Genomic DNA, 24171 nt, shown 5'->3' on the forward strand with positions numbered 1-24171 from the left:
GCCCTATGGGGTGCCGTAATCTCGAAGTCTGGAGCCCGCCGAACTCGGGACCTTGATCCACACCTTGGGGATGCTCGCCAGATGACTGCCGTTTCTCTCGGAATCCCGTCCGTACCGACCAAGCTCGCCGACCGCCGTGTCAGCCGCAAGATCCAGGTCGGTACGGTCGCCGTCGGCGGGGACGCACCGGTGTCGGTGCAGTCGATGACGACGACGCGTACGTCCGACATCGGGGCGACGCTGCAGCAGATCGCCGAACTCACGGCGTCCGGCTGCCAGATCGTGCGGGTCGCGTGTCCGACGCAGGACGACGCGGACGCACTCGCGACGATCGCGCGGAAGTCGCAGATCCCGGTGATCGCCGACATCCACTTCCAGCCGAAGTACGTCTTCGCGGCGATCGACGCCGGATGCGCCGCCGTCCGCGTGAACCCGGGCAACATCAAGCAGTTCGACGACAAGGTCAAGGAGATCGCGCGCGCCGCGAAGGACGCCGGCACCCCGATCCGCATCGGCGTGAACGCGGGCTCACTGGACGCGCGCCTCCTCAAGAAGTACGGCAAGGCGACTCCGGAGGCCCTGGTCGAGTCGGCCCTCTGGGAGGCGTCGCTCTTCGAGGAGCACGGCTTCCGGGACATCAAGATCTCGGTCAAGCACAACGACCCGGTCGTCATGGTCAACGCCTACCGCCAGCTCGCCGCGGCCAGTGACTACCCCCTGCACCTCGGCGTGACGGAGGCGGGCCCGGCGTTCCAGGGCACGATCAAGTCGGCGGTCGCCTTCGGCGCGCTGCTCTCCGAGGGCATCGGCGACACGATCCGCGTCTCCCTCTCGGCACCGCCGGTCGAGGAGATCAAGGTCGGCCTCCAGATCCTGGAGTCCCTCAACCTCAAGCCGCGCCGCCTGGAGATCGTCTCCTGCCCGTCCTGCGGCCGCGCCCAGGTCGACGTCTACAAGCTGGCCGAAGAGGTCACCGCGGGCCTGGACGGCATGGAAGTCCCCCTGCGCGTCGCCGTCATGGGCTGCGTCGTGAACGGCCCCGGCGAGGCCCGCGAGGCGGACCTCGGCGTCGCGTCCGGCAACGGCAAGGGCCAGATCTTCGTCAAGGGCGAGGTCATCAAGACCGTCCCCGAGTCGAAGATCGTGGAGACCCTCATCGAAGAGGCGATGAAGATCGCCGAACAGATGGAGAAGGACGGAATCCCCTCCGGGGAGCCGACGGTGGCGGTCGCGGGCTGATTCTGTCGTGTACGTGGGCCCCGCCACCGACCCGGTGGCGGGGCCCACGTGTGTACTGCGGGGCAATGGGGTGGGTGGGCGGGAGAATCCGCCGCGAAGCGGCGAAAGGCTCCGGCCCCGCCGGGCAGCACCCGCCCGCGGCGAGGACCCCCCCCCGGGACAAAAGGCGCCCCCCGCACAAGGCGCCCCCGCCAGGTACAGTGCGGAGATCAGCAGACCGTATGGTGAGGCCCCCGCACGTGTTGACTCAGACCACCACCAGGGTCCTCGAACCGAGTGACCTGGACGCCGCGCTCGCCGTCCTCGACCGCGAGCCCGTGGCCAACGCCTTCGTGACCTCACGAGTCCGCGTCGCCGGCCTCGACCCGTGGCGGCTCGGCGGCGAGATGTGGGGCTGGTACCAGGACGGAATGCTGGAGTCCCTCTGCTACGCGGGCGCCAACCTCGTCCCGATCTGCGCGACCCCGCGAGCGGTCCGCGCCTTCGCCGACCGCGCCCGCAGGGCAGGCCGCCGCTGCTCCTCCATCGTCGGACCCGCCGAACCCACCGCCCAGCTGTGGCGGCTGCTCGAACCCTCCTGGGGCCCCGCCCGCGAGGTCCGCTCCCAGCAGCCCCTGATGGTCACCGACCGCCTCCCGCACGACATCACCCCCGACCCGTACGTCCGTCGCGTCCGCAAGGACGAGATGGAGACGATCATGCCCGCGTGCGTGGCGATGTTCACCGAGGAAGTCGGCATCTCGCCGATGGCGGGCGACGGCGGCCTCCTCTACCAGGCGCGGGTCGCCGAACTCGTCGGCGCGGGGCGCTCGTTCGCCCGCCTCGACCGCGACGGCAAGGTCATCTTCAAGGCGGAGATCGGCGCGGCCACGGCACAGGCCTGCCAGGTGCAGGGCGTCTGGGTGGCCCCCGAGTTCCGGGGAAAGGGCTACGCGGCACCGGGCATGGCGGCCGTCCTGCGCTACGCCCTCACGGACGTCGCCCCGGTCGTCAGCCTCTACGTCAACGACTTCAACACCGCGGCCAGGGCGGCGTACCGACGGGTGGGGTTCCAGGAGGTCGGGGCGTTCATGAGTGTCCTGTTCTAGCCCCCTTCCGGCTCCTACGCGTCTCACATCGCACTCCTCACGTACCCCCGTCCGCGCGTTAAGGTTCGGCGCATGACTGACGACGTCGTGATCGGGCCGCTGGACCTCGCCGCGCACGTGGACGAAGCGCTGCGGGTGCAGGCCCACGCCTTCGGGCTCAGCGACGACGAGGTGGCCGTGCGGCGGCAGATCGTGCTGCGGCACATCACCTACCCCGGGGCCCGCGCGCTCGGCGCGAGCACCCCCGAGGGCCGGCTCGTCGGCTTCGTCTACGGCATGCCGAACGACCGCGGCCACTGGTGGTCCACGGTCGTCGAGCCGTATCTGCGGGCCGGCGGCAGCGACGAGTGGCTCGACGACTCCTTCGTGATCACCGAACTCCATGTGCAGCCCGGCCACCAGAACCGCGGGGTCGGCCGCACCCTCATCACCACCATCACGGACGCCGTCGACCAGCCCCGCTCGATCCTCTCCGCGATCGACATCGAGAGCCCCGCGCGGGGCCTCTACCGCTCCCTCGGGTACGTGGACCTGGCCCGCGACGTCCAGTTCCCCAGCGCCCCGAAGCCGTACGCGGTGATGGGTGCGCCGCTCCCGCTGAGGCGGGCCGGCACCTGACCGATTTCCGCACGCCCCCGCGCCCCGGCTAACCTCCTGCACATCATTCTTTCCACGCAGGAGTTCACCATGGCCCAGGTCCAGCGCATGTCCCGATTGATGATCAAGACACTGCGCGACGACCCGGCGGACGCCGAGACGCTCAACCACAAGCTGCTCGTGCGGGCCGGATACGTCCGCCGCACCGCCGCCGGCATCTGGTCCTGGCTCCCGCTGGGCAAGAAGGTCCTGGAGAACATCACCCACGTCGTACGCGAGGAGATGGACGCCATCGGCGCCCAGGAAGTCCTCCTGCCGGCGCTCCTGCCCAAGGAGTCGTACGACGCGACGGGCCGCTATGACGAGTACGGCGACCTGCTCTTCCGTCTCAAGGACCGCAAGGGCGCGGACTACCTCCTCGGTCCCACGCACGAGGAGATCTTCACCCAGATCGTCAAGGACCAGTGCTCGTCCTACAAGGACCTGCCGGTGATCCTCTACCAGATCCAGACGAAGTACCGCGACGAGGCCCGCCCCCGCGCCGGTGTGCTCCGTGGCCGCGAGTTCCAGATGAAGGACTCGTACTCCTTCGACACGACGGACGAGGGCCTCGTCGCCTCGTACGACCTGCACCGCGCCGCGTACATCAAGATCTTCGAGCGCCTCGGCCTCGACCACCGCATCGTCTCCGCCGTCTCCGGCGCGATGGGCGGCTCCGCGTCCGAGGAGTTCCTGGCGCCCGCGCCGGCCGGTGAGGACACGTTCGTGGACTGCCCCGCGTGCGACTACGCGGCCAACACGGAGGCCGTGTCCTTCGTCGCCACGTCGGTGGACGGTTCCGCGCACGGTCCCGTCGAGGACCTCGACACCCCCGACACCCCGACCATCGAGACGCTCGCGGCCCACCTCGGTGTGCCCGCGTCCGCGACCCTGAAGAACCTCCTGGTCAAGGTCGACGGCGAGATCGTCGCCGTGGGCGTCCCCGGCGACCGTGAGGTCGACCTCGGCAAGCTCGGCGAGCACCTGTCGCCCGCCGTCGTGGAGCTGGTGACGGCCGAGGACTTCGAGGGCCGCGACGATCTCGTACGCGGCTACGTCGGGCCGCAGGGCCTGGAGAAGGTCCGCTACATCGCCGACCCGCGGGTGGCCGCGGGCACGGCCTGGATCACCGGCGCCAACAAGATCAACACGCACGCGAAGAACGTCGTCGCGGGCCGTGACTTCGAGGTCGACGACTACCTCGACGTCGTGGTCGTCGAGGAGGGCGACCCCTGCCCCAAGTGCGGCACCGGCCTGAAGCTGGACCGCGCCATCGAGATCGGCCACATCTTCCAGCTGGGCCGCAAGTTCGCCGACGCCTTCCAGCTGGACGTCCTCGGCCAGCAGGGCAAGCCGGTCCGCGTGACCATGGGCTCGTACGGCATCGGCGTCTCGCGCGCGGTGGCGGCGCTCGCCGAGCAGACGGCGGACGACAAGGGCCTGTGCTGGCCCAAGGAGATCGCCCCCGCCGACGTCCACGTGGTGGCCGCGGGCAAGGCACTCCAGACGGAGCTGGCCCTTGACGTCTCGGAGCAGCTGAACGCTGCGGGTGTGCGGGTCCTGGTCGATGACCGTGCGGGCGTCTCGCCCGGCGTGAAGTTCACGGACGCGGAGCTGATCGGTGTGCCGCAGATTCTGGTGGCGGGCCGTCGCTCGGCCGAGGGCGTGGTGGAGCTGAAGGACCGCAGGACCGGGGAGCGCGAGGAGCTGACGGTGGCGGAGGCTGTTGCGCGGCTGACTGCCTGATCCCCCTGAACCCCCGGGTACAGGATGTCCTCAAACGCCGGACGGGCTGGAAATCCAGCCCGTCCGGCGTTTGAGGACGAACTCCGCCCCCTACAACCACCCCGCGAACTCCAACAACAGCTCCGCATCCTGTTCCCGCCCCACACGGCGGGCCCGCACCCCCGACTCAACGGCGCGGAACAAGGTCCACCCCCGCAGCCGCTCCTGATCCACATCCAGCGACTCGGCCAGCTTCTTCACCCGGCGGCGGGTGATCGACGCCCCCGAGGGGGAGGCGATCAGGTCCTCGACGCGGTCGCGTACGAGCCGCGCCAGGTCGAAGGCGGGCTCCCCGACCACCGGGTCGGGCCCCACGGCCAGCCACGGCAACCTGTCCCCCTGAAGGACCTTGCTCTGCCGGAACGTCCCGTGCAGCAGCCGCACCTCACCCGGCGACCCCGCGAGCAACTCGTCCCGAGCCGCCAGCGCCGCCTCCACCAGAGGCGCGGCCTCCCCGTCGGCGGACGCCCGCATCGCCTCGGCCTGCCGCCCCGTCCGCTCGGCGACCGTCTCGAAACGGTGATCCGTGGGCGGCTCCACCCACAGCCGCCGCAGTGTGCCCGCGGCCTCCAGCAGGGCTTTGGCCTCGGGCAGCGAACGGACCGACACGTCGCGGTGCAGCCGTTCGAGCAGGAGGGCCCCGTCCGCCGCCGCGGGGTCGAGCAGCCGTACGGCGCCGAGCCCGTTCCAGTGCGCGAGCGCCGCCCGCTCGCTCTCGGGGCGCGACCTCGGCGGCACCAGCTTCAGCACCGCGGGCGTCTCGTCGGCCTGGCGCACCATGACGACGAGACTGCTGCGCCCACCGGGCACGTGGACCCGCTCGACGGTCAACTCGCGTAGAGCGACGGCCTGTTCGGCTGCCCCGGGCAGCTTCTCCAGCCAGTCGTCGCCGTCCTGCGCCGTCTCACCCAGGGCGGTGACGAGACGCTGGGGCGGTTCGAGAGCCATACGCGAGGTGTTCCCTTCCGGAGCGGGTCAGGCCTTGGGCGCCGAGGTGCCGGGAGTGGCGGCCCGCTCGGCGAGACCAGGGAAGGTTACGCTCCCGCCGCGCCACCGCGCCGCGCGGACCGCCGCCTCCCGCAGCGCTTCGGCGGCGTTCCCGCGCCGGGCGCCGGTGGAGGCGCGTACGAGATCCGAGTAGACCCCCGCGACCCGCTCCTCCAGCTCCGTCGCGAGCCGCACGGCGGCCGCGGAGTCCGGCACCGCGAACGGCAGCGCGTAGGCGGCCGCCGACGGCTCGGGCTCGCCGCCCAGGTCGCGCACGGCGCGCTGCAGCTCGTCACGCCGGGCGCGATGCGCGTCGTACGCCGTGCGCGCCTCGGCCCTGCGGTCCTCGCCGATCCGGCCGCCGACGACCCCGAAGCCGTACACGGCGGCGTGCTCGGCGCCCAGCGCGGCCTGCACCGCCTGCAACTCGTCCTTGGAATCGCTCACTTGTCGCCCTCCGTCAGCAGATACGCGTGCGCGGCGCCCGCGGCCGCCACCGACGCGAACAGCCTGGCGATCTCCGGCGGCGCGTCCAGGAGCTCGCTCCCGCGCCGCTTCGCCAGCTCCCGCTCGGCCTTGGCGAGCGCGCGCACGGCGTCCTTCTCGTCCTTGGGGACGGAGGGCTTCGCGGGGGGCGACGCGGAGGCGGAAGGGGACGAGGGCGGGGGAGACGAGGGTGCGGACCCCTCGGCGAAGACCGCCTCGTGCCGCTTCACCTCCGCCCGCAGCGGAGAGAGCCTTCCGGCCAGCGAGGGATGCGCGGCGATGACGGCGTCGTACCGCCCCAGCAGCTCACCGCTGTCCAGGGCGGCTCGCGCACGCAGCCGCGCGGTGTCGGAAGAGCGCTCGTCCGTGTCCGTGGACCCGGAGTCCGAGCAGCCCGAGAGCAGCACGGCCCCGGTGGCTCCGGCGGCGCCGGTCAGCAGGCTTCTGCGGCGCGGCCCCGAGCGGGCGTGCGAGGGGGTGGGATACGACGGCACGGCAGACGTCCTCGGCAGGAAGGCCAGAAAGGCAGGCAGTCAGAAGGTGGGCGAGTCGGTGATCACCGTACCTGCGGGCTGCCCTCGTACGCGTGAGCGGCTCGACGCAGGGGCGCCCGAGGCCGGACAAGAGCCGGACTGGAGCGGGACGAGGGCCGGACAGCACGCGGAGAGCGGGCGGCAACACCCCTCGGGACCGGATACCCTTTGACCTGTCACGCGACGATCCCACAACAGCACACGCGGCCGAGGAGTCACCCGGATGAGCACCACCCAGAGCGAGAGGCTGCGAGAACTGCTGGAACCGCTCGTCAGCTCGAAGGAACTGGATCTCGAAGAGATCGAAGTGGCCTCGGTCGGACGCAAGCGGGTGCTGCGGGTCGTCATCGACTCCGACGACGGCGTGGACCTGGATCAGATCGCCGAGATCAGCCGCGAACTCTCCGAGAAGCTCGACGAGAGCGACGCGATGGGCGACGGGGAATACACCCTCGAAGTCGGCTCCCCGGGCGCCGAGCGCCCGCTGACGGAGCACCGCCACTATCTGCGCGCCGTCGGCCGCCTCGTGAAGTTCCAGCTGACGGAGGGCGGCGACGAGCTGATCGCCCGCATCCTCGACGTGGACGACGAAGGCCTGGATCTCGAAGTACCGGGCGTGAAGGGGCGCAAGCCCACCGCCCGCAGGCTCACCTTCGACGCGATCGCCAAGGCGCGCGTCGAGGTCGAGTTCAACCGCAAGGACAAGAAGGAAGAGGAGGCGTAGCCGTGGACATCGACATGAGTGCCCTGCGGGGTCTGGTCCGGGAGAAGGAGATCTCCTTCGACCTGCTGGTCGAGGCGATCGAGTCGGCCCTCCTCATCGCCTACCACCGGACCGACGGAAGCTTCCGTCGCGCACGCGTGAAGCTGGACCGCGACAGCGGCCATGTGACGGTGTGGGCGACCGAGGACCCTGCCGACCTCGAAGAGGGCCAGGAGGCCAAGGAGTTCGACGACACCCCGTCCGACTTCGGCCGGATCGCCGCGACGACCGCCAAGCAGGTCATCCTGCAGCGCCTGCGCGACGCCCAGGACGACGCGACCCTCGGCGAGTACGCGGGCCGCGAGGGCGACATCGTCACGGGCGTCGTCCAGCAGGGCCGCGACCCGAAGAACGTCCTGGTCGACATCGGCAAGCTCGAGGCCATCCTGCCGGTGCAGGAGCAGGTCCCCGGCGAGGAGTACGGCCACGGTCTGCGCCTTCGTTCGTACGTCGTCCGGGTGGCGAAGGGCGTCCGTGGCCCCTCGGTCACGCTGTCCCGCACGCACCCGAACCTCGTGAAGAAGCTCTTCGCGCTCGAGGTGCCGGAGATCGCCGACGGCTCGGTCGAGATCTCGGCCATCGCCCGAGAGGCCGGTCACCGGACCAAGATCGCGGTGCGCTCGACCCGCTCGGGCCTGAACGCCAAGGGCGCCTGCATCGGCCCGATGGGCCAGCGTGTGCGCAACGTCATGGCCGAGCTCAACGGCGAGAAGATCGACATCGTCGACTGGTCGGACGACCCGGGCGAGATGGTCGCCCACGCGCTCTCCCCGGCGCGGGTCAGCAAGGTGGAGATCGTCGACCTCGCTGCCCGTTCGGCCCGGGTGACCGTGCCCGACTACCAGCTGTCCCTCGCGATCGGCAAGGAGGGCCAGAACGCCCGCCTCGCCGCGCGGCTCACGGGCTGGCGCATCGACATCCGTCCGGACACCGAGCAGCCGCAGGACTCCGAGGAGGCCTGAGCGGGTTCGGATCGGGTCCGGACCGGGCGCTGATCCAGTCCTGATCAAGACAACAACCGTTCGATTTTTGCCCCAAAGGGGTGAGGTCGGTACGGGGAGGTAGACTTAATCGTGTCTGGCCGGACGCAAGCCCGCGCATGCCCTGAACGCACCTGTGTGGGGTGCCGGGAGCGAGCGGCCAAGAGCGATCTGCTGCGCATCGTGGCGAAAGAGGGCGCCTGCGCCCCCGATCCAAGCGGTACGCTGCCCGGCCGGGGTGCGTATATCCACCCCGTCCCGGTCTGTCTCGACCTGGCGGTCCGACGCAGAGCGTTCCCGCGGGCCTTCCGGGCCCCGGGTCCGCTCGACACGGCGGACTTGCGCCGAGCCGTCGAGACAGTTGCCCAGCAGGCAACACCGTAAGAAGGTCGCGCGGAACCCCGCGCGGCCCTGGTATTCCGCGAGTTGGAAGTAGGTCGAGATTGCGATGAGCACTCGATGAGCACGCGATGAGTACGCCCATGAAGTAGCGACGGTCCGGCGTAACCCGGACCTAAAAGGAGCGAAGTGGCTAAGGTCCGGGTATACGAGCTCGCCAAGGAGTTCGGCGTAGAGAGCAAGGTCGTCATGGCCAAGCTCCAAGAACTCGGTGAATTCGTACGTTCGGCGTCCTCGACGATCGAGGCGCCCGTAGTACGCAAATTGACTGACGCATTGAACCAGGGCGGTGGCAACGGCAAGCCCGCCGCCGCCAAGCCCGGGGCGCCGCGCAAGCAGGCCGCCCCCAAGCCGGCGACGCCGTCGGCACCCTCTCCCGCGCAGGCCGCCCGTCCGGGTCCGGCCGCGCCCAAGCCGCCGGCGGCCAAGCCCGCCGCCGCGGCCGACAAGCCCGCGGCCTCCCCGGCCGCTCCCGGCCCGCGCCCGGGTCCGAAGCCGCCGACGCCCAAGCCGGCGCCGGCAGCTCCGGCTGCCCCGGCCGCGCCCGCCGCACCGGCGTCCCCGGCTCCGGCCGCCCCGGAGTTCACCGCTCCGCCGGCCGCTCCGGCCGCTTCCTCGGCGCCGGCAGGCCCCCGTCCGGGCGCTCGCCCGGGTGCCCCGAAGCCCGCGGGCCGTCCGGCCCCCGGCCAGGGTGGCCAGGGTCAGGGTCAGGGCGGTCGTGGCGACCGCGGTGACAACCGTCAGGGCGCCCCGCGTCCCGGTGGCCAGGGTGGCGCCCCGCGCCCCGGTGGCCGTCCGGCGGGTCCGCGTCCCGGCAACAACCCCTTCACCTCTGGTGGCTCCACCGGCATGGCGCGCCCGCAGGCGCCCCGTCCGGGCGGCGCCCCGCGTCCCGGCGGCCAGGGTGGCCCCGGTGGTCCCGGCGGCGCCCCGCGCCCGCAGGGCCAGGGCGGCCAGGGTGCTCCTCGTCCGCAGGGTCAGGGCGGCGCTCGCCCCAGCCCCGGCGGCATGCCTCGCCCGCAGGGCGGCGCCCCGCGTCCCGGCGGTGCTCCCGGCGGCGGCGGTAACCGTCCGAACCCCGGCATGATGCCGCAGCGTCCCGCCGCGGGCCCGCGTCCCGGTGGTGGCCCCGGCGGTGGCCGTGGTCCCGGCGGTGGCGGTCGTCCCGGCGGTGGCGGCGGCGGTCGTCCCGGTGGCGGCGGCTTCGCGGGCCGTCCCGGTGGTCCCGGTGGCGGTGGCGGCGGCTTCGCCGGTCGTCCCGGTGGTCCCGGTGGCGGTGGCGGCGGCTTCGCCGGTCGTCCCGGTGGCGGCGGTGGCCGTCCCGGCTTCGGTGGCCGTCCCGGCGGTCCCGGTGCCCGTGGTGGCACGCAGGGTGCCTTCGGCCGTCCCGGCGGGCCCGCCCGTCGTGGTCGCAAGTCGAAGCGGCAGAGGCGCCAGGAGTACGAGTCGATGCAGGCTCCGTCGGTCGGCGGCGTCATGCTGCCGAGGGGCAACGGCCAGGCGGTCCGCCTGTCCCGTGGTGCCTCGCTGACCGACTTCGCCGAGAAGATCAACGCCAACCCGGCGTCGCTCGTCGGCGTGATGATGAACCTCGGCGAGATGGTCACGGCCACGCAGTCCGTGCCGGACGAGACGCTGAAGCTGCTCGCGGACGAGATGAACTTCGTCCTCGAGATCGTCAGCCCCGAGGAGGAGGACCGCGAGCTGCTCGAGTCCTTCGACATCGAGTTCGGCGAGGACGAGGGCGACGAGGACATGCTCGTCGCGCGTCCGCCGGTCGTGACCGTCATGGGTCACGTCGACCACGGTAAGACCCGCCTTCTGGACGCGATCCGCAAGACGAACGTCATTGCGGGCGAGGCCGGCGGCATCACGCAGCACATCGGTGCGTACCAGGTCTCTTCCGAGGTCAACGGCGAAGACCGCAAGATCACCTTCATCGACACCCCCGGTCACGAGGCGTTCACCGCCATGCGTGCCCGTGGTGCGAAGTCCACCGACATCGCGATCCTCGTGGTCGCGGCGAACGACGGTGTGATGCCGCAGACGATCGAGGCGCTGAACCACGCCAAGGCGGCCGAGGTGCCGATCGTGGTCGCGGTCAACAAGATCGACGTCGAGGGTGCCGACCCGACCAAGGTGCGCGGCCAGCTCACCGAGTTCGGTCTGGTCGCCGAGGAGTACGGCGGCGACACGATGTTCGTCGACATCTCCGCCAAGCAGGGCGAGAACATCGAGTCCCTCCTGGAGGCCGTGGTCCTGACCGCGGACGCCTCGCTCGACCTGCGGGCCAACCCTGAGCAGGACGCGCAGGGTATTGCCATCGAGTCCCACCTGGACAAGGGCCGCGGCGCCGTCGCGACCGTCCTGGTCCAGCGCGGTACCCTCCGCGTCGGTGACACGATGGTGGTCGGCGACGCGTACGGCCGAGTCCGCGCGATGCTCGACGACAAGGGCGAGAACGTCACGGAGGCGGGTCCCTCGACTCCGGTCCTCGTGCTCGGTCTCACCAACGTCCCGGGTGCCGGCGACAACTTCCTGGTCGTCGACGAGGACCGTACGGCCCGTCAGATCGCCGAGAAGCGTGCCGCCCGTGAGCGCAACGTCCGCTTCGCCCGCAAGGGTGTGCGGTTCTCCCTGGAGAACCTGGACGAGGCCCTCAAGGCCGGTCTGGTGCAGGAACTCAACCTCATCATCAAGGGCGACGCGTCCGGTTCGGTGGAGGCTCTCGAGTCCTCGCTGCTCCAGCTCGACGTCGGCGAAGAGGTCGACATCCGCGTCCTGCACCGCGGCGTGGGTGCGGTCACCGAGTCGGACATCGACCTGGCGACCGGCTCCGACGCGATCGTGATCGGCTTCAACGTCCGTGCGGCCGGTCGTGCCGCGCAGATGGCCGACCGCGAAGGCGTGGACGTCCGGTACTACTCGGTCATCTACCAGGCGATCGAAGAGATCGAAGCGGCCCTCAAGGGCATGCTCAAGCCGGAGTACGAAGAGGTCGAGCTCGGCACGGCGGAGATCCGCGAGATCTTCCGCTCGTCCAAGCTGGGCAACATCGCCGGTGTTCTGGTCCGGTCGGGCGAGGTCAAGCGCAACACCAAGGCGCGCCTCATCCGCGACGGCAAGGTCATCGCGGAGAGCCTCAACATCTCCGGTCTGCGCCGCTTCAAGGACGACGTCACCGAGATCCGCGAAGGGTTCGAGGGCGGTATCAACCTCGGCAACTTCAACGACATCAAGATCGACGACGTCATCGCGACGTACGAGATGCGCGAGAAGCCGCGAGGCTGATCCACGTAGCTCGAACCGGGGCCGGTCGAGGGGAGGTAAATCCCGTCGATCGGCCCCGGCCGTTCCGTGTACGGTTCTTGTGTCCCTGCCAAGCGGTTGGCGGGGCACGACCCCGAACCGGCGGGACATCCGGACACACATGTATGTGGGGACACTGTCCTTCGATCTGCTCCTCGGCGACGTTCACTCGCTGAAGGAGAAACGCTCCGTCGTCCGCCCGATCGTCGCCGAACTCATCCGTAAGCACGGAGTGAGCGCGGCGGAGACGGGAAACCAGGACCTCCATCGCAGGGCCGAGATCGGCCTGGCGCTGGTCTCCGGGGAGACGGGGCACCTCACCGACGTACTGGACCGGTGCGAGCGCATGGTCGCCGCCCGTCCCGAGGTGGAGCTGCTCTCCGTTCGACGCAGGCTCCACGGCGACGAAGACTGATTGCACAGCAAGGCGAAGAAGGAGACAGGGCAGTGGCCGACAACGCGCGGGCGAAAAGGCTGGCGGACCTCATCCGCGAGGTGGTTGCTCAGAAGCTGCAGCGCGGGATCAAGGACCCGCGGCTCGGTACGCATGTGACCATCACGGACACCCGGGTCACCGGTGACCTGCGGGAGGCGACCGTCTTCTACACGGTCTACGGGGACGACGAGGACCGCGCGGCGGCCGCCGCCGGTCTGGAGAGCGCCAAGGGTGTCCTCCGTTCCGCGGTCGGCGCGGCAGCGGGCGTGAAGTTCACCCCGAGCCTCACCTTCGTGGCGGACGCGCTGCCGGACAACGCGCGGGCCATCGAGGACCTCCTCGACAAGGCCCGGATGTCGGACGAGAAGGTGCGCGAGGTGTCCGCGGGCGCCGAGTTCGCCGGTGGGGCCGACCCGTACCGCAAGCCCGAGGACGAGTCCGCCGACGACGCAGACGAAACGGACGGCGACGCCCGCGCATGAGCAACACCGGCAACAAGACGCCGGACGGACTTGTCATCGTCGACAAGCCGTCCGGCTTCACTTCGCATGACGTGGTCGCCAAGATGCGTGGGATCGCCAAGACCCGCCGCGTCGGCCACGCGGGCACCCTCGACCCCATGGCGACGGGCGTTCTCGTCCTCGGGGTGGAGCGGGCGACCAAGCTCCTCGGCCACCTCGCGCTGACGGAGAAGGAGTACCTGGGGACCATCCGCCTCGGGCAGAACACGGTCACGGACGACGCCGAGGGCGAGTTCACCTCGTCCGTGGACGCCTCGGGCATCAAGCGCGACGCCATCGACGCGGGCATCGCCAAGCTCTCCGGCGACATCATGCAGGTGCCGTCGAAGGTCAGCGCCATCAAGATCGACGGCAAGCGGTCGTACGCGCGAGCGCGCGAGGGCGAGGACTTCGAGATCCCCGCCCGGCCGGTGAAGATCTCCGCCTTCACCGTCTACGACGTCAGGGACGCCGTCGCCGACGACGGCACCCCCGTACTCGACCTGGTCGTCTCCGTGGTCTGCTCGTCAGGGACGTACATCCGCGCCCTCGCCCGTGACCTCGGTGCGGACCTCGGGGTCGGCGGACATCTGACCGCGCTGCGGCGCACCCGCGTCGGGCCGTACAAGCTGGACGCGGCGAAGACCATCGACCAGCTCCAGGAGGAGCTGACGGTGATGCCGGTGGCCGACGCCGCCGCTGCCGCGTTCCCGCGCTGGGACGTGGACGAGAAGCGGGCGAAGCTGCTGCTCAACGGCGTGCGGATCGAGATGCCGGGGGAGTACGCCGGGGCCGGCGCCGTCGCGGTCTTCGACCCGGAGGGCCGGTTCCTGGTGCTGGCCGAGGAGCTGAAGGGCAAGGCCAAGAGCCTGGCCGTCTTCGCCTGAGCCCCGTATCCCGTACTCGGGATCTCCGTCGTGGAGCGGCGGACAGCGTGCGCATGGCCGCGCGCCGCTCCACGACGAAACCCCCCACCCCTAGATGTATCCCGCGCGCCCTGCCGATTCACCCCATCGGGCAGGCGCTCGGAGTGAACCGAGGGAGCAGAAGGGGGCGCGTTCGCGACGCGTTCTGTCCAGCTGATCACCACCGACCTACCGTCGGAAGGACGGGGCGTCGCGGGAGGTTCGGGCATGGCGGGACAGGGCGACCCGGCGGCGCTCGACGGCGCCCTCGTGCGGGTCTGCGATCTGGCCGGGCGCCCGCGGGGCATGGGGTTCGCCGCCGACGACCACGGCACGGTGATCACCAGCCATGAAGCCGTCGACGGCCTGGCGCGGATCGTGCTGCACGCGGCGGGGGAACGCGTCTGCGTGGTGAGCGCCGACGCCGTGGTGGCCCTGCCCGAGGCCGATCTGGCCCTCGTCCGCACGGAGGGCCTCCACCTGAGGCCCCTGCCCGTCACGGTCCGCGAGAGCGTTCCCGTCGGCTCCTATGTACGTATCGTCGCGCGCGGCCTGCGTGAGGCGCGCGTCCTCGGCCCGGCTCCCGTGACGTACACCGCGACGGACCGCTTCCACCTCATCGACTCGGCCATGGAACTGGCGATCGGCACGGACGGCGCCGACGCGCTGCGGCTCGGCGGCGGAGCCGCGGGCGGCCCGGTCGTCGACGCCTCGACCGGGGCCGTGCTCGCCGTCCTCGGCACCGCCCTGCACGGCGAGCACAGCGCCGCGGGATTCGCGTTGCCGCTGCGGGACGCGGCCGCCGCCGATCCGGGCGGGCCGCTCGCCGGGCTCCTGGCACGCAACGCGGCGACCGTTCCCGCGTACGGCCGCGATCTGAACCTGGCGGGCGCGCTGCACCTGGCGGCGACGTCCCTGGGCTCCGACGGCCCGCGCCCCGCCCTCCTGGAACCGGTGGAACGCCCGGATACGAAACGGGAGTTGGCCAAGTTCGTGGCGGGGCCCGCGCAGGTGCTCGGCCTGGTCGGCGATCCCGGCACCGGACGGACGACGGAACTCGCCGCCCTCGCGGCATGCCGCGCGCGAGGCACCGAACCGGCCCCCACGCTGTGGCTGCGCGGCGCCGACCTCCAGGGCACGGACACGGGCGTGGGCGACGCGGTGGAGCGAGCTCTGGAGCGGGCCGGGCGGATCCTGGAGGCCTCGGAGGCCTCGGAGGCGTCGGAGGACTCGCTCGCCGAGGCGGCCGACGGGCTCGGGGACATCTCCGCGGGGCGGGTCGCGCGGCTCGTGCGGGACGAGGGGCGGGCGTTGCTGCTGTTGCTCGACGGCCCCGAGGAGATGCCGCCGGCTCTCGCTCACCGGCTCGCCGAGTGGAGCAGGGGCACGGCCGACTGGCTGCGGGAGACGGGCGCGCGGCTCGTGGTCGGCTGCCGTGCGGAGTACTGGGAGCAGGCCGGCGAGCGTTTTCCCGCCGAGCTCCTCCCGGGCAGCGTGCACCTGGGGGAGCTGCCCGAGCCGCAGGCGCGGACCGCCCGCGCGCGGTACGGCATCCCGGACGGAGCGCTCGCCGCCGCCGACGCGCGACACCCCCTGGCCCTGCGGCTGCTCGCCGAGGTGCGCGCGGCCCTGCCGGAGGAGCCGCCGCCGGGCCGCCCCGACCGGGAGGAGATCTTCGAGGCCTATCTGGACGTGCTGTGCCTACGGGTGGCGGTGCGGCTCGCGGTGGCGAACGGACTGCGGGGCACGGCTGTACGACGCCTCGCGGCGAAGGTGTCCGGGCAGGTGCACGAGGCCGCGCGGCGGTGCCTGGGGCCGGGGCAGGGTGAGCTGGACCGGGCGTCCTTCGAGGAGGTGTTCCCGTGGGGGACCGGCTGGGCCTCCGCGGTCCTCACGGAGGGCCTGCTCGTCCCTGCCGGGGATGGCTACCGCTTCGCGCACGAGGAGCTCGCGGACTGGATCCAGGGGATGCACCTGGATGTGGACGGAGCGCTGTGGTCACTGGTCTTCCGGCACGACCCGACGCCCACGTCACTGCCGGTACCGAGACACCGGATCGGCCCGGTGGTGCAGGCGCTGCTGCTGTTGGGGCGGCAGCGGGGAGCGGGGGAACTAGGGGCGCGGTTGGGGGAGTTGGGCGAGGTGGGGAAGGTGGGGGAGACGCGGGGCAATCGGGTGGGTAGGCGGGAAACACGCCGCGAAGCGGCGAAAGGCGGACCGCCGGGTGAGGGCGCAGCCACGCCCGAGGCAAAGGGCCGACCGTCGGGTGCGAGCGAGATCGGGGTGGAGGCCAGGGGCCAGGAGGACGCACGGTGGTGGGCCAAGCGCCTCCTGGAGGAGACCCTCTCCCGGGTGGCCGACGCGAAGCCCTACCTCGCGCTCCTCACGGACCTCGCCCGGCAGGGCACGTACCCCGCCGGGTTCTGGCTCGGTCTGCCCCTCGGCGACGACGACCGCTTCGACCTCCTCCGGGAAGCAGTGATCACCGACCCCCCGCCCGGCCCCCCGCAGGGGCACCGCTGCCTGGACGCCGTGGCCGAACTGCTGGTGAAAGACCCCGCAAGGACGCAGCCGCAACTGACCCGCTGGTTCACCGACGAGCGCCCCCTCGAAGCCACTCCGCACGCCACCGTCGCATCGGCCGCCCAGGCCCTCCTGCACACCCACCGGCACCGCGCCATCGACGACCTCACCGAGATCCTGGTCGGCTGCGCCCACCCCCGCGCCGACGAACTGCTCGCCGCCCTCGCGGACGAGGAACCCTCGGCCATCTGCCGGGCCGTCGACCGCTGGGTCCACGACGCCCGCCCCGCACGCCATGTCGCCGCTGTCGCCTACGGCCTGCGCGCCGCCCCGCACGCCACCACGGACGCCGACCGCAGGCTCCTGCGGTACGCGGCCCTCGCCCTGCTGGCCCGCACCGCCGACGACTCACTGCACGGCGCCGCCCTCGCCCTCCTCGTACGGGACCCGCAGACCCGCGCACGTCACCTGCCGCCCGCCCTGAAGCGCTTCACCGCCGGTGACCCGCAGCTGCCCCCGAGCGCGCTCGCCGCCGCCCTCGACACCCATCCGGAGCAGGTCATCGCCGCCTTCCGGACCCGGTTGTACGGCCCCGGCCCCACCCCGGGCGAGGTGCTGCGCGGCCTGGCCGACGTGACCGCGCCCGTGCTCGCCCGGCGGGTGGCCGATCTCGTACGCGACGTACTGGAACTGCGCCCCGACCTCGCGGGGCATGTGGCCGCCTACCTAGACCTGCGGTTCGAGCAGGGGCCCGTCGCACGCGCCGTACTCTTCCCCCTGGTCACTGACCTCCTGCGGCGCTGCCCACCGTCGGTACGCGCCGCGCTCGCCACGGCCGTCGCCGCCCCCGGGAGCGACGCCTCGCGCGCCCTGCGCACCGAGCTCCTGGAGGTGCTGCTCACCCATGAGCGGGAGCCCGAGGTCCTGGACGCCGCGCTCTGCGCCGTGGCGGGCGGCGGCGACAAGGAACGGGTCCGTGAACTGGTGCACCGCATCGGCGCGCTGCTCGTGCGCACCCCGGAGGGCGCGACCTGCTTCGACCGGCGCCTGGTCGAGCTGGCCCGCTCCGTGCCGGGCTTCTCCACACGGGTCGCCCGGTGGATCTGCGCGGCCCCCCAGGACTGGTCCGCCCTGGTCGGTCCCAGCTCCCGCCGCATGATCGAGAACCTCGCGGGAGTAAGCGTCCCGGCGTGACCCCCGCCACCCCCTCCGATGCGATCCGGACAGCGCGGGCATGGCAGTCTTAGACCTGCGCAATCGGCAATGGGACGTACACACGCGTACACACACGTACACAGGTTCGGCGAGGAGCAAAGACAGTGCAGCGCTGGCGTGGCTTGGAGGACATCCCCCAGGACTGGGGGCGCAGCGTCGTCACCATCGGTTCCTACGACGGCGTACACCGCGGGCACCAGCTGATCATCGGCCGCGCGGTCGAACGCGCCCGTGAGCTCGGCGTTCCCGCCGTGGTCGTCACCTTCGACCCGCACCCCTCCGAGGTCGTGCGCCCCGGCAGCCACCCGCCGCTGCTCGCCCCGCACCACCGGCGCGCCGAACTCATGGCGGAACTCGGCGTGGACGCGCTCCTCATCCTGCCGTTCACCACGGAGTTCTCGAAGCTCTCGCCGGCCGACTTCGTCGTGAAGGTCCTGGTCGACAAGTTGCACGCGCGTCTGGTCGTCGAGGGCCCCAACTTCCGCTTCGGCCACAAGGCCGCGGGCAATGTCGCCTTCCTGACCGAGATCGGCGCCACGTACGACTACGAGGTCGATGTCATCGACCTGTTCGTCAGCGGTTCGGCCGGGGGCGGCGAGCCCTTCTCCTCCACCCTCACCCGGCGCCTGGTCGCGGAGGGTGACGTGGAGGGCGCCTCGGAGATCCTCGGCCGCCCGCACCGCGTCGAGGGCGTCGTGGTTAGGGGTGCGCAGCGCGGGCGTGAACTGGGCTTCCCCACCGCCAACGTGGAGACGCTGCCGCACACCGCCATTCCCGCGGACGGCGTCTACGCGGGGTGGCTGCACGCCCAGGGCGAGGCGATGCCCGCGGCGATCTCCGTGGGGACGAACCCGCAGTTCGACGGGACGGAGCGGACGGTCGAGGCGTACGCGATCGACCGCGTCGGTCTCGACCTGTACGGGCTGCACGTGGCGGTGGACTTCCTCGCCTTCGTGCGCGGGCAGGCGAAGTTCGACTCGATCGACTCGCTGCTCGTCGCCATCGCGGATGACGTGAAGAAGGCCCGGGAGCTCATCGAGGCTGCCGAGTAGGGGCTTCCCCCCCCGGCAGGCCTACGCCCCCGAGCCGTCGAGCCCCCGAGCCGTCCGTGTCCGGCGGAGGGTGGGCAGGGTCTAGCGGAGGGTGGGCAGGCCGATGTTGTTGATCAGCGGGCCTTCCACGCTGACTCCTTCGGTGACCAGGGACTCGATGTGGGGCAGCGGTGGAGGGTTGACCGCCGCCTCCTGCTCGGCCGCGGACGCCGGGGTGGCGAGCGCGGTGCAGGACAGGGCGACTGCTGCGAGCAGGACGAGGTTCCGGACGCGGCGATGACGCATGTGGTCTCTGCTTTCTTCCGGTCCGCGGGGTCCAGTTGGCCCACACGGGGGACGTGCGGACTCGGGCGTCCGACGACCCTTTCGTATGATCGTCAGTGACTTCTTGGTCGTTCCAGGGTTACGTACGGTGAGCGGGCCGCGATCAGCGGCCCGCACGCGTACGTTTCCAAGGAGCCTGCAGTGAACCGCAGTTGGGTGCAGAAAACGTCCCGGTGGGCGCTGGTCGCGACGATGGCGGCAGTGCCGTCCGTCCTGGCCTCCGGCACCGCCTACGCGGACGAGACACACAAGGACTCGCACAACGCGCCCACCGTCGCGCTGATCAGCACCGGCCAGATCGACGACCCGCTGGAGGACGTGCTCGAGCACACCCTCAACTTCGGGGACGGCTACCGGTGGGGCTGACGCCCTGAACCGCTCGTGGTCGTACCGTACTTGCGCGGGGTCCCGGGGTGGCCGCGCAAGTACGTGACGACGCAAGCCTGTTCAGCTCACGGGACGGCGCTACCGCCTCACGGGGCGAGGCACGCCGTGCCCGGTACCTCGGAGGGGACGCCGAGGCTGGCCGGGTCGACGAGCGAAGTGACGTCACCGGCCGCCTGAGCCACGCAGTCGACGGTCCCTACGGGGTCCGGGATGGCGCTGGCCGGCACGGCGAGCACCCCCAGAAGCGCGACGGCCCCGAGGATGACGGCGGCGGAACGGCGCATGGAAATCTCCTTCAAGTCGGTGGAGTTGAGCTGTCACGGTCCGTATGTGAACCGCGACGCTCAGTGACTCCCCAGAGATCACGCCTGCTAGGCCCCGTATCACCCGTACGTGGCAGAGGTAACGATCCGCCACCACAGAAGGCGGGCCCCCGCTACGGCACTCGACCGACCAGACCCCGGATCAGCCCCCGGATCAGACCCCGGGCGCACCGACGTTGACCCCCGCCCAGTGGCACGCCACCTGTGTCTCACCGCCGCCGGACAGCACCGGCAGATCCTCCGTCCGGCAGCGGTCCGCCACGCCCGCCCGCTCCGCCTCACCCGAGGCGAGCACCTGGCAGCGTGCGTGGAAGCGGCAGCCGCCCGGGACGCGGGACGGGTCCGGCGGCTCGCCGGTGAGGACCACGGGGTCTCCCGGGGCCTCCGGCAGTACGGACAACAACGCCTGGGTGTAGGGGTGCTGAGGCGAGGTCAGGACCTCCTCCACCGTCCCCGTCTCGACGATCCGGCCCAGGTACATCACCGCGACACGGTCGGCGATGTTCCACGCGAGACCCAAGTCGTGCGTCACCACCAGCGCCGACAGGCCCAGTTCGTCGCGGAGCCGGAGCAGCAGAGCGAGGATCTCGCCGCGCACGGACGCGTCGAGCGAGGCTACCGGCTCGTCCGCGACGATCAGCTCGGGCTCAAGGACCAGCGCGCCCGCGATGACCACACGCTGGCGCTGGCCGCCCGACAGCTCGTGCGGATAGCGCAGGAAGAACCGCTCGGGCGGCCGGAGCCCGGCCCGGGAGAGGGCGTCGGCGACCGCCACCTGCTCGTCGCCCCCGTACCCGTGGATGCGCAGGCCCTCCGCCACGGCCTCGTACACCGTGTGACGGGGATTCAGGGAGCCGCTCGGGTCCTGGAGCACCAGCTGGACGCGCTTGCGGTACGCCTTCAGGGCGCGGCCCGAGTAGTCGAGCGGCTTGCCGCCGAAGGTCACCTTGCCGGACGTGGGCGGCACGAGGCCGAGCAGGGAACGGGCCAGGGTCGTCTTGCCGCAGCCGGACTCGCCGACCAGGGCCACGATCTCGCCCGGTTTGATGTCGAGGTCGACGCCGTCCACCGCCCGCGCGGGCGGCGCGCCGCGGCGGCCGGGGAACGTGATGTGCAGGTCACCCGCCGACAGCAGCGGATCGGCGGCGGCGGAAGAAACGGGGGCGTCGGTGGTCATGCGTCGCTGCTCCTCGGTGCGTGGTCTGTCGGTGCTCACGGCGTCCGCTCCGCCGTCGCCGGCGGGGACGTCGGCTGCGCGGGAAGCTGTGAGCCCGCGTGCACGCACGCCGCGCGGTGCCGGGGGCCCGCGTCCCGCAGCGCCTGGTCCTCCGTGGTGCAGACGTCGAGGGCGACCGGGCAGCGCGGGTGGAACGTACAGCCCGTGGGGAGCAGGGACGGGTCGGGCGGGTCGCCGGGCAGACCGCGCGGCGCGAAGCGGGACGCCGCGTCGCCGATGCGCGGGAAGGCCGCCGAGAGGGCCTTGCCGTACGGGTGCTGGGCGTTCTCGTAGACCTCGGAGGCCGGGCCCTCCTCGACGACGCGGCCCGCGTACATCACCGCGAGCCGGTCACACGTGTCAGAGAGCACCGCCAGGTCGTGGCTGATCATGATCAGGCCCAGGTCCTGCTCGGACACCAACTGTTCGATCAGGCGCAGGATCTGAGCCTGGATCATCACGTCCAGGGCCGTGGTCGGCTCGTCGGCGATGATCAGGCGCGGATCGCAGGCGAGTGCCATCGCGATCATCACGCGCTGACGTTGACCGCCCGACAGCTCGTGCGGATACGCCTGCGCACGAGCGGCAGGAAGCCCCACCTGCTCGAGCAGCTCTCCGGCCTTCTTCTTCGCGCCCGCCTGCGTGGCCTTCTTGTGCAGCAGGATCGGCTCGGCGATCTGGTCGCCGATGCGGTGCACGGCGTTGAGCGAGTGCATCGCGCCCTGGAAGACGACCGACGCGCCCGCCCAGCGGACCGCGCGGACCTGGCCCCACTTCATGGTGAGGACGTCCTCGCCGTCGAGCAGGACCTCACCGGTCACCTTCGTGCCGGCGGGCAACAGCCGAAGCAACGCGAGCGCCAGCGTGGACTTGCCGCAGCCGGACTCGCCCGCGACCCCGAGCTTCTGGCCCGCGTCGACCGAGAGGTTCACGCCGCGCACCGCGGCCGCCCCGGACGCGTACGTCACTTCGAGATTTCTTACGTCGAGAAGGCGCTGTTCCGTCGCCTTGGCCTCTGTCACCTTGGCCCCTGTCACCTTGGTCTCCGTCACCTCATCCGAACCGCTCAACGGGAGACCCCCAGCCTGGGGTTGAGCACCGACTCCACGGCCCTCCCGCACAGCGTGAACGCGAGTGCGACGACGGCGATGGCGATGCCGGGCGGAGCGAGATACCACCAGTTGCCCGCACTGACCGCGCCCGCCTCACGCGCGTCCTGGAGCAGTCCGCCCCAGGAGACGGCCGTCGGATCGCCGAGTCCGAGGAAGGCGAGCGTCGCCTCGGTGAGGATGGCGCTGGAGATGACCAGGGTGGTCTGCGCGAGCACCAGCGGCATGACGTTGGGCAGCACATGACGGGTCATGACATGGCCGTGCCCGCCGCCGAGCGCCTGTGCCCTCTCGATGTACGGGCGTGACTCCACGGCCAGGGTCTGGGCGCGGACGAGCCGCGCGGTCGTCGGCCACGTCGTCACGCCGATCGCCAGGATGATCGTCCAGATGGTTCCGGACATCACGGTGGCGAGGGCGATGGCGAGCACCAGCGTGGGCATCACCAGGAACCAGTCCGTGATGCGCATGATCACGGTGGAGTACCAGCCCTTGAAGTGCCCCGCGGTGACCCCCACGACGGTGCCGATGGCCACCGAAAGCACGGCGGCCAGCAGCCCGATGGTCAGCGAGATCCGCGCGCCCCACACGAGAAGGCCGAGCAGATCCCGCCCGAACTGGTCGGTGCCCAGCGGGAATTCGCCGCTCGGCGACTCCATCGGTTTGCCCGGCGCGTCGGTCACGCTCTGCGCGTCCGCGCCGACAAGGAGCGGCGCGAAGAGGGCGACGAGCGCGATGAGGACGAGCGCGCCGAGACCGAAGAGCCCGGCCCGGTGTGTGCGGTACTCGCGCCAGAAGCGGGCGGCGGAGTGCCGCCTGCGGGTCCAGGCGAGCGCCCGGGGGCTCTTGGCGACCGGGACCTGGGTCCTCTCGGTCTCTGTTGCTTCGGTCGTCATCGGCCCACCCTCGGGTCGAGCAGCGGATAGATCACGTCGGCCAGGGTGTTCATCAGGATCACCGCGGCGGCGAACACGAAGAACAGACCCTGCACGAGGGGCAGGTCGGGCACGCTCAGCGCGGCGTAGAAGAGCCCGCCGAGTCCCGGCCAGGAGAAGACCGTCTCGACGAGGATCGCGCCCGCCACCACCGTGCCGAGGTTCACGAACATCAGCGTGACCGTGGGCAGCATCGCGTTCGGGACGGCATGACGACGGCGTACCAGATCGTCCCGGAGCCCCTTGGCGCGTGCGGTGGTCAGATAGTCGCTGCCCATCTCGTCGAGCAGCGACGAGCGCATGACCAGGAGCGTCTGCGCGTATCCCACCGCCACCAGGGTGATGACGGGGAGCACCATGTGGTGCGCGACGTCGATGACGTACGCGATACCCGTCTCGCCCCCCGATTCGAGCCCGCCGGTCGGGAAGAGCCCGGGGATCGGGCCGACCCCCACCGAGAAGGTGATGATGAGCAGAAGGCCGAGCCAGAAGGACGGCACGGAGTAGAGCGTGAGCGCGAGACCGGTGTGGACCCGGTCCCCGAGCCCGCCGTTGCGCCACGCCGTGCGCGTGCCGAGCCAGATGCCGATGAGGGTGTAGAGCACGAACGCGGTGCCGGTGAGCAGGAGCGTCGCGGGCAGCGCGTCGGTGATCTTCTCCATCACCGGGGTGTGGAACTGGTAGGAGGTGCCGAAGTCGCCGGTCAGCGCGTTGCCGCAGTAGTCGAGGAACTGCGTCATGACCGGCTGGTCGAGGCCGAACTCCTTGCGCATCGCGTCCAGCTGTTCGGCCGATACGCGCTTTCCGCCGGTCATCTGCTTCACCGGGTCGCCCGGGATGAGCCGGAACAGGAAGAAGCTGGTCACGAGGACGGCGAACAGCGAGACGGCGGCGCCGCCCAGCTTGCCCGCCACGTACTGGAGATAGGCGCGGGTGTTCCGGGCCCGGGGGCCGCGGGCCGACGGCCCGGCGAACGCCGGATCGTCGGTCGCCGCGGCGCCCTCGGTGTCGAGCAGTGCGGGATTGCTGTCAGCGGTCATG

Annotated in this window: 23 protein-coding genes; 14 read left to right on the forward strand and 9 right to left on the reverse strand. The window is 71.5% G+C overall.

Going from position 1 to position 24171, the window contains the following annotated elements; all coding sequences use genetic code 11:
- The first annotated feature begins 81 nt into the window (after positions 1-81).
- The 4 genes from ispG (at position 82) to ABXJ52_RS27115 (ending at position 4709) form a co-directional block, all read left to right on the forward strand.
- On the forward strand, positions 82-1239 hold the full coding sequence (gene ispG, locus ABXJ52_RS27100) for a flavodoxin-dependent (E)-4-hydroxy-3-methylbut-2-enyl-diphosphate synthase (protein ID WP_367045260.1): 1158 nt from the start codon (positions 82-84) through the stop codon (positions 1237-1239).
- Positions 1240-1478: 239 nt separating this feature from the next.
- Entirely contained in the window at positions 1479-2327 is an 849-nt protein-coding gene (locus ABXJ52_RS27105) for a GNAT family N-acetyltransferase (RefSeq protein ID WP_367045261.1), read from the forward strand.
- A 72-nt stretch (positions 2328-2399) separates the two neighbouring features.
- Positions 2400-2945 carry a GNAT family N-acetyltransferase gene (locus ABXJ52_RS27110; RefSeq protein WP_367045262.1) on the forward strand — a complete coding sequence of 182 codons (546 nt, stop codon included), beginning with the start codon at positions 2400-2402 and terminating at the stop codon, positions 2943-2945.
- A 69-nt stretch (positions 2946-3014) separates the two neighbouring features.
- The gene (locus ABXJ52_RS27115; protein WP_367045263.1) at positions 3015-4709 is read left to right on the forward strand and encodes a proline--tRNA ligase; all 1695 of its coding nucleotides are present in this window, start codon (positions 3015-3017) and stop codon (positions 4707-4709) included.
- 90 nt (positions 4710-4799) lie between these two features.
- Here the strand turns inward: ABXJ52_RS27115 and ABXJ52_RS27120 are convergent, their stop codons facing one another.
- The 3 genes from ABXJ52_RS27120 to ABXJ52_RS27130 are packed head-to-tail and all read right to left on the reverse strand — an operon-like array spanning position 4800 to position 6715.
- On the reverse strand, positions 4800-5696 hold the full coding sequence (locus ABXJ52_RS27120; protein WP_367045264.1) for an aminoglycoside phosphotransferase family protein: 897 nt from the start codon (positions 5694-5696) through the stop codon (positions 4800-4802).
- Positions 5697-5723: 27 nt separating this feature from the next.
- Positions 5724-6182: a ferritin-like domain-containing protein gene (locus ABXJ52_RS27125; RefSeq protein ID WP_367045265.1), complete on the reverse strand. Its 459-nt coding sequence runs from the start codon at positions 6180-6182 to the stop codon at positions 5724-5726.
- The gene (locus tag ABXJ52_RS27130; protein ID WP_367045266.1) at positions 6179-6715 is read right to left on the reverse strand and encodes a hypothetical protein; all 537 of its coding nucleotides are present in this window, start codon (positions 6713-6715) and stop codon (positions 6179-6181) included. The genes ABXJ52_RS27125 and ABXJ52_RS27130 overlap by 4 nt, the downstream gene beginning before the upstream one ends.
- Before the next feature lie 262 nt (positions 6716-6977).
- Here ABXJ52_RS27130 and rimP point away from each other — a divergent pair, with 262 nt between their 5' ends.
- From rimP to ABXJ52_RS27175, 9 genes are all read left to right on the forward strand, one after another.
- A complete protein-coding gene (rimP, locus tag ABXJ52_RS27135) occupies positions 6978-7478 on the forward strand; it encodes a ribosome maturation factor RimP (RefSeq protein ID WP_367045267.1) in 501 nt (166 codons plus the stop codon).
- A 2-nt stretch (positions 7479-7480) separates the two neighbouring features.
- Positions 7481-8479 carry a transcription termination factor NusA gene (gene nusA / locus ABXJ52_RS27140; RefSeq protein WP_367045268.1) on the forward strand — a complete coding sequence of 333 codons (999 nt, stop codon included), beginning with the start codon at positions 7481-7483 and terminating at the stop codon, positions 8477-8479.
- A 111-nt stretch (positions 8480-8590) separates the two neighbouring features.
- Positions 8591-8881, forward strand: coding sequence for a YlxR family protein (locus tag ABXJ52_RS27145; protein WP_160507520.1), 291 nt, complete (start codon positions 8591-8593; stop codon positions 8879-8881).
- Between the two features lie 144 nt (positions 8882-9025).
- Positions 9026-12187: a translation initiation factor IF-2 gene (gene infB, locus ABXJ52_RS27150; protein ID WP_367045269.1), complete on the forward strand. Its 3162-nt coding sequence runs from the start codon at positions 9026-9028 to the stop codon at positions 12185-12187.
- A gap of 139 nt (positions 12188-12326) precedes the next feature.
- Positions 12327-12620, forward strand: coding sequence for a DUF503 domain-containing protein (locus tag ABXJ52_RS27155; protein ID WP_367045270.1), 294 nt, complete (start codon positions 12327-12329; stop codon positions 12618-12620).
- 32 nt (positions 12621-12652) lie between these two features.
- Complete coding sequence (gene rbfA / locus ABXJ52_RS27160) at positions 12653-13123, forward strand: 30S ribosome-binding factor RbfA (protein WP_367045271.1); 471 nt, start codon at positions 12653-12655, stop codon at positions 13121-13123.
- Entirely contained in the window at positions 13120-14028 is a 909-nt protein-coding gene (gene truB / locus ABXJ52_RS27165; RefSeq protein WP_367045272.1) for a tRNA pseudouridine(55) synthase TruB, read from the forward strand. Before rbfA ends, truB begins: the two co-directional genes overlap by 4 nt.
- A gap of 246 nt (positions 14029-14274) precedes the next feature.
- Positions 14275-17763 carry a trypsin-like peptidase domain-containing protein gene (locus tag ABXJ52_RS27170; protein WP_367045273.1) on the forward strand — a complete coding sequence of 1163 codons (3489 nt, stop codon included), beginning with the start codon at positions 14275-14277 and terminating at the stop codon, positions 17761-17763.
- A 125-nt stretch (positions 17764-17888) separates the two neighbouring features.
- On the forward strand, positions 17889-18836 hold the full coding sequence (locus tag ABXJ52_RS27175; RefSeq protein WP_367045274.1) for a bifunctional riboflavin kinase/FAD synthetase: 948 nt from the start codon (positions 17889-17891) through the stop codon (positions 18834-18836).
- A gap of 81 nt (positions 18837-18917) precedes the next feature.
- Here the strand turns inward: ABXJ52_RS27175 and ABXJ52_RS27180 are convergent, their stop codons facing one another.
- Complete coding sequence (locus tag ABXJ52_RS27180) at positions 18918-19121, reverse strand: hypothetical protein (protein WP_367045275.1); 204 nt, start codon at positions 19119-19121, stop codon at positions 18918-18920.
- A 180-nt stretch (positions 19122-19301) separates the two neighbouring features.
- Here ABXJ52_RS27180 and ABXJ52_RS27185 point away from each other — a divergent pair, with 180 nt between their 5' ends.
- The gene (locus tag ABXJ52_RS27185; RefSeq protein WP_367049495.1) at positions 19302-19526 is read left to right on the forward strand and encodes a hypothetical protein; all 225 of its coding nucleotides are present in this window, start codon (positions 19302-19304) and stop codon (positions 19524-19526) included.
- Between the two features lie 107 nt (positions 19527-19633).
- Here ABXJ52_RS27185 and ABXJ52_RS27190 read toward each other — a convergent pair whose 3' ends face one another.
- The 5 genes from ABXJ52_RS27190 to ABXJ52_RS27210 form a co-directional block, all read right to left on the reverse strand.
- A complete protein-coding gene (locus ABXJ52_RS27190) occupies positions 19634-19831 on the reverse strand; it encodes a hypothetical protein (protein WP_367045276.1) in 198 nt (65 codons plus the stop codon).
- Between the two features lie 193 nt (positions 19832-20024).
- Complete coding sequence (locus ABXJ52_RS27195) at positions 20025-21047, reverse strand: ABC transporter ATP-binding protein (protein WP_367045277.1); 1023 nt, start codon at positions 21045-21047, stop codon at positions 20025-20027.
- A gap of 35 nt (positions 21048-21082) precedes the next feature.
- Positions 21083-22108, reverse strand: coding sequence for an ABC transporter ATP-binding protein (locus ABXJ52_RS27200; protein WP_367049306.1), 1026 nt, complete (start codon positions 22106-22108; stop codon positions 21083-21085).
- Positions 22109-22152: 44 nt separating this feature from the next.
- A complete protein-coding gene (locus ABXJ52_RS27205; protein WP_367045278.1) occupies positions 22153-23091 on the reverse strand; it encodes an ABC transporter permease in 939 nt (312 codons plus the stop codon).
- Complete coding sequence (locus tag ABXJ52_RS27210) at positions 23088-24170, reverse strand: ABC transporter permease (RefSeq protein ID WP_367045279.1); 1083 nt, start codon at positions 24168-24170, stop codon at positions 23088-23090. Before ABXJ52_RS27210 ends, ABXJ52_RS27205 begins: the two co-directional genes overlap by 4 nt.
- Position 24171 lies beyond the last annotated feature (1 nt).

Origin of the sequence: Streptomyces sp. Je 1-332 (genome assembly GCF_040730185.1) — a bacterium.
Classification (GTDB): domain Bacteria; phylum Actinomycetota; class Actinomycetes; order Streptomycetales; family Streptomycetaceae; genus Streptomyces.

Excerpts from the sequence above, each read along its gene's own strand:
- ABXJ52_RS27205 (WP_367045278.1), bottom strand. The coding sequence starts at position 23,091 with ATGACGACCGAAGCAACAGAGACCGAGAGGACCCAGGTCCCGGTCGCC.
- ABXJ52_RS27170 (WP_367045273.1), top strand. The coding sequence starts at position 14,275 with ATGGCGGGACAGGGCGACCCGGCGGCGCTCGACGGCGCCCTCGTGCGG.
- rimP (WP_367045267.1), top strand. The coding sequence starts at position 6,978 with ATGAGCACCACCCAGAGCGAGAGGCTGCGAGAACTGCTGGAACCGCTC.
- ABXJ52_RS27115 (WP_367045263.1), top strand. The coding sequence starts at position 3,015 with ATGGCCCAGGTCCAGCGCATGTCCCGATTGATGATCAAGACACTGCGC.
- ABXJ52_RS27120 (WP_367045264.1), bottom strand. The coding sequence starts at position 5,696 with ATGGCTCTCGAACCGCCCCAGCGTCTCGTCACCGCCCTGGGTGAGACG.
- ABXJ52_RS27195 (WP_367045277.1), bottom strand. The coding sequence starts at position 21,047 with ATGACCACCGACGCCCCCGTTTCTTCCGCCGCCGCCGATCCGCTGCTG.
- ABXJ52_RS27190 (WP_367045276.1), bottom strand. The coding sequence starts at position 19,831 with ATGCGCCGTTCCGCCGCCGTCATCCTCGGGGCCGTCGCGCTTCTGGGG.
- truB (WP_367045272.1), top strand. The coding sequence starts at position 13,120 with ATGAGCAACACCGGCAACAAGACGCCGGACGGACTTGTCATCGTCGAC.
- ABXJ52_RS27210 (WP_367045279.1), bottom strand. The coding sequence starts at position 24,170 with ATGACCGCTGACAGCAATCCCGCACTGCTCGACACCGAGGGCGCCGCG.
- ABXJ52_RS27110 (WP_367045262.1), top strand. The coding sequence starts at position 2,400 with ATGACTGACGACGTCGTGATCGGGCCGCTGGACCTCGCCGCGCACGTG.
- ABXJ52_RS27180 (WP_367045275.1), bottom strand. The coding sequence starts at position 19,121 with ATGCGTCATCGCCGCGTCCGGAACCTCGTCCTGCTCGCAGCAGTCGCC.
- ABXJ52_RS27155 (WP_367045270.1), top strand. The coding sequence starts at position 12,327 with ATGTATGTGGGGACACTGTCCTTCGATCTGCTCCTCGGCGACGTTCAC.
- ispG (WP_367045260.1), top strand. The coding sequence starts at position 82 with ATGACTGCCGTTTCTCTCGGAATCCCGTCCGTACCGACCAAGCTCGCC.